The 3,135-nt window shown below is 55.4% G+C and carries 2 protein-coding genes and 1 pseudogene; 2 read left to right on the top strand and 1 reads right to left on the bottom strand.

All coding sequences use genetic code 11. The annotated features are described in order from the left end of the window. The first annotated feature begins 725 nt into the window (after nucleotides 1-725). Entirely contained in the window at nucleotides 726-2,252 is a 1,527-nt protein-coding gene (locus DBR30_RS13610) for a YfcC family protein (protein WP_108542219.1), read from the top strand. Between the two features lie 62 nt (nucleotides 2,253-2,314). Here DBR30_RS13610 and DBR30_RS13605 read toward each other — a convergent pair whose 3' ends face one another. After that, nucleotides 2,315-2,503, bottom strand: coding sequence for a hypothetical protein (locus tag DBR30_RS13605; protein ID WP_005345660.1), 189 nt, complete (start codon nucleotides 2,501-2,503; stop codon nucleotides 2,315-2,317). Between the two features lie 501 nt (nucleotides 2,504-3,004). Between DBR30_RS13605 and DBR30_RS22190 the strand changes: the two are divergent. After that, nucleotides 3,005-3,135, top strand: a pseudogene (locus tag DBR30_RS22190) (glycine zipper 2TM domain-containing protein); the annotation flags it as partial.

Below are 3,135 nucleotides of genomic sequence, written 5' to 3'. Positions count from 1 at the left end.
AGGGCCTCGAAATTGGCTGCGGTTTTGGCAAGGTCGCGCTCATAGATGTTCTGCTCTGTCATCGGATTCCTTCCTCACAGGTGGCACAAAACGGGCTGTTCCGGGATCATTCCGGGCTCAACAAGCGACATGGGCATCCTGCCCGTCGCAGGTCTCTTATGGGGATGACAGCCTAACAGTGAGCCTGCGGCGGCAGGTATTAGCAAAACGTCTTAGACAGGGGCAGCCTGCTGCCAACAGGGCCCCCTGTTTTCATTGCAAAAATATTTCGTTACGGGAAAGCGTGCCATTTTTTCACAGGCTGTTTTTGGCAAATAACGAAAAATGGCGATAATGGAATATTATTCCGCCAAAGCCTCTTTATATGTCATTTCATTCATTTCAGTACGCACTATTTTCATGACCTTTATTTAAGGCAAGCCACGTTAAACGAAATCTGAAATAGTTATTGAATAATAACTTTTATTTCATATCAGCTGTTAAATCCATGGAAAATAAATTCTGTGAGCCATCCCATAAAGCGAGCATGGCGCCATGTTCATCCAGCCACGCACGGGTTACGGTTACAACGTGAAACAATCTACCGGATGTTCAATATCAGGCCAGATTTCTCGCCAATCACTACGCAATCCACAGTGGGTTTGCGTACCTTGGATGTATGACGCAGAAACCCTATCGACCCGATATTCCGCCGAGCCCAAACCTGCTTTATCAAGGAGCATTTTATGTGTGCCGTGCCGAATACCACACCACGCAGACAATTCCCTACTGCATTTACCATTCTGTTTCTTATTATGTTGCTGGCCATTGCACTGACCTGGATAATTCCGGCGGGCGCCTATGCCAAACTCTCTTATAATCCAGCCAGTGAAAGCCTGATGGTCAATAGCCCACAGGGGGAAATAAGCCGACTTCCCGCAACCCAGGATGCCCTGGCAAAACTCAATATCAATATTGCGGTAGAGCAATTTACCAACGGCACCATCCGCAAGCCCATCGCCATTCCCGGCACCTATGCACGGCTGGAGCAAGCGCCCAAGGGGCTCGGTGACGTGGCAGTCAGCATGGTCAAGGGCACCATAGAGGGGGCGGATATCATCGTCTTTATTCTGGTGCTCGGGGGGCTGATCGGCGTCATCAACAAGACAGGTGCCTTCAGTGCAGGGCTGGTGGCGTTGTCGCGCAAGACCCGGGGCAACGAGTTCCTGTTTGTGGCGCTGGTCTGCTTCGTAATGGCGCTGGGAGGCACCACCTGCGGACTGGAGGAAGAGGCGGTCGCCTTCTACCCCATACTGGTGCCCATCTTTCTGGCGCTCGGCTATGACTCCATCGTCTGCGTAGGGGCCATCTTCCTCGCCGCCTCCATGGGCACCACCTTCTCCACCATCAATCCCTTCTCGGTGGTGATCGCCTCCAATGCCGCCGGCATTCCCTTTACCGAGGGGCTGATCTTTCGCGCCATTGGCTGTCTGGTGGGCACCCTAGTAGTGATCAGTTATCTCTACTGGTACTGCAAGAAGATCAAGGCCAACCCTGCCTTCTCCTACACCTATGAGGACAGAGAGAGTTTTCGCGCCCGTTTTCTCAAAGAGGGCTCTATGGACGAAGGGGTGCCCTTCACCCTGCGCCGCAAGATCATTCTGACCCTGTTTATCCTCGCCTTCCCGCTGATGGTGTGGGGCGTCTCCATGGCCGGTTGGTGGTTCCCGCAGATGGCGGCCTCCTTCCTGACCATCGCCATCATCATCATTTTTATCTCGGGCCTGAAAGAGAAAGAGGCGGTCGAAGCCTTCACTCAGGGGGCATCAGAACTGGTGGCCGTCTCCCTCATCATCGGACTGGCACGGGGGGTCAATCTGGTGCTGGATCAGGGGATGATCTCGGACACCATTCTGGCCTACGCCTCCGATCTGGTCTCCGGCATGCATGGCGCCGTGTTCGCGGTGGCGCAGATGCTGGTGTTCACCCTGCTGGGGCTGGTGGTGCCCTCCTCCTCGGGGCTCGCAGTGCTCTCCATGCCCATCATGGCGCCGCTGGCAGATACCGTGATGATCCCCCGCTATATCGTGGTGTCGGCCTACAACTGGGGCCAATACGCCATGCTGTTCCTAGCCCCCACCGGACTGGTGCTGGTCACCCTGCAGATGCTCGGCATCCAGTTCAACAAGTGGGTCAAGTTCGTGCTGCCCATGGTGGGCTTTGTGCTGGGATTTGGCGCCCTGATGCTGGTGGCGCAAGTGATGTTGGCCTGATGGGCCTTTGATAGATGAGTGACAACACCCCGTGCCTGGCGCGGGGTGTTCTTTTGTCAGCCTTAGTGGCGTACCCGCCCCTGCTGGCGGAAGCAGTAGAGCTTGAGGCTGATGTCGGCGATATCGGCAGGAAGCTCCTCTCCCTGCTCGGCAAGGGGCCGGTAGAGGGATGAGAGCAGACGTTCGGCCTGCTGCACCGTAATGATGTTGGCCTGGATGGCCGGGGTGATCCAGCTGGGTAACATTGACATATCTCCCCCTCGTTGATCCGGTGATCTCGGGTGAACCTCTTCATTTCAGGTCTTACGCAGTTGTCTGCCGACCCGCTCACCCTCTGCTTCACCCAATCAAAGCAAAATGCTTGCCGTGATCTCTTATCGGCCAACATCCGATGGGGCTGGAGCCATTTATCAACCACTTGCGTGGCCATCTCAACGAACAGAGCCCTTGTTCAAGACCTCCCTTGACCTGTCCCCGTCAGCACTTTGCCACTCTGGCATTCTGCTCACCGCCCGCCTTGCAAATTGCGACTCGAATTGCCCCTTATCACAAAAGCAAAGCCCGCCATGCGTCGGAAACTGGTCACTTTTAGTCCGTTGTCGCCAAAGCCAGACACCTTTTCATGGTGGCTGTTTTTTGACCTTGCCAGTGCCTGTCGCAAGCCCATCCCCCTCGCCTTGTCCGGCCAACCGGTTATGACAAGATGGCGCCAGATTGGAACAGCCCGTATGGGTATGCAGGAGAACCATAAAATGAACAGATCCATGATGGCAGGTATCGGTATTGGCATCGCCTCGGCCCTGGCGCTCTCGGCGGCGGCCAGCGGCTCCCTCTTTACACCCCAGCCCACCTTTGCTGAGGTGATCGCCAGCAAGCCGATCAC

Source organism: Aeromonas sp. HMWF017, assembly GCF_003061465.1.
In the GTDB taxonomy this organism is placed as follows: domain Bacteria; phylum Pseudomonadota; class Gammaproteobacteria; order Enterobacterales; family Aeromonadaceae; genus Aeromonas; species Aeromonas veronii.
This window is presented reverse-complemented; position numbering and strand designations above follow the sequence as displayed.